We start from the raw sequence: 1,109 nt of genomic DNA, 5'->3' as shown, positions 1-1,109 counted from the left end.
GGCGACGTCGTCGATCTGGATCACTCAACGGCTCGCCCAGCTCTGTAAGAAGATAGTCGGGAACTGTACCGCCCGGTTCCTCGGCGGCTACCAGTCCGGCAACGACCTCAACGCGGTGAAGGACGTGCTGGAGTACCCGAAGGAGGCGCACAACACCGGCGGGCAGTCGGTCCCGAACCTGCCGGCGAAGCTCCATGCGTCCGACGAGGGCGCGATCTCTGTCCGAAAGTGGATCGAGGAGGGGCCGGACGGCGAGCCCCAGACAGTCAACTCCGAATGGATCTACTCCGACGACTCGGGGAAGATCGAGCGCGTCGAGTCGAACCGCTACGAACCGGAGTGTGACCACGTCGGCGCCGAGGGGAAACGCATCGAGGTGGGGCTGTGACCCGTCCGAGCGAAGAGGTGGCCCTCTATGGGGAGACGGCGGACAGCTTCCGCGAGGTAAAAGAGGAGATCGAGGCCATTCGGGGCCACGAGGTCGCCCGAACTAGAGTCGTCGAGGATCTGATGCTACTCTATCGACAGCATGGGCTCCCCTACGACGACCCGAGAGAGAGATGATTCACTAGCTAAAAAAGCTGAACCAGTCTCTGAATTTGTACCCCCCAATTCCGAAGAGGAGAGGAAGGAGCGTATACAGTATTCCCGGTTGTACACCAGCTTGTACAAAGAGTTGAGCGACTTGTGCTAAGGCTCCGACAGATAGAATAACTGTTAGAGCCATGATGATTGCTTGAATCCGGTTCTGACTACGCTTTTCTTCTCGACTCGCTGCGACCTCAAACCCCTTCGGCTCAAGTAAATAGAATCCATCCTCTCGTTGAGAAACCAAGTCATGCTGTTCCAAGAATGATAGCGCTGCTTGTACCTCACTAAATGACAAATCGGTATTCTCTACGATTGGATGATCCGGAGTGACTCCGCCTGCTTTAGAGAATCGTATCCACTCCTCTTCGCTGACATACAACAAGTGAAGTACCTCCTCCCAGTTTCGTTCCATGCGTACTGTTGAACGTACTTGATGTGTAATTTTTCGGGAAACCTCATACAACCACCAATAAAATTCATCCACGGCCAACTCAGCGGGGCGGCCTATCACAAACGGA

At 55.2% G+C, this 1,109-nt stretch carries 2 protein-coding genes and 1 pseudogene; 2 read left to right on the top strand and 1 reads right to left on the bottom strand.

Annotated elements, in window-relative coordinates; all coding sequences use genetic code 11:
* A pseudogene (locus EXE44_RS20395) lies at nucleotides 1-388 on the top strand (hypothetical protein); the annotation flags it as partial.
* Nucleotides 385-564 (top strand): hypothetical protein, encoded by a 180-nt coding sequence (locus tag EXE44_RS16960; RefSeq protein WP_137693520.1) that lies wholly within the window; start codon nucleotides 385-387, stop codon nucleotides 562-564. The pseudogene EXE44_RS20395 and the gene EXE44_RS16960, both read left to right, overlap by 4 nt.
* Nucleotides 565-568: 4 nt before the next feature.
* Here the strand turns inward: EXE44_RS16960 and EXE44_RS16955 are convergent.
* The coding region (locus EXE44_RS16955; protein WP_206750400.1) for a hypothetical protein at nucleotides 569-1,109 on the bottom strand (541 nt) is incomplete at its 5' end.

Origin of the sequence: Halorubrum sp. SS7 (assembly GCF_005435055.1) — an archaeon.
Taxonomy (GTDB): domain Archaea; phylum Halobacteriota; class Halobacteria; order Halobacteriales; family Haloferacaceae; genus Halorubrum; species Halorubrum salinarum.
This window is presented reverse-complemented; position numbering and strand designations above follow the sequence as displayed.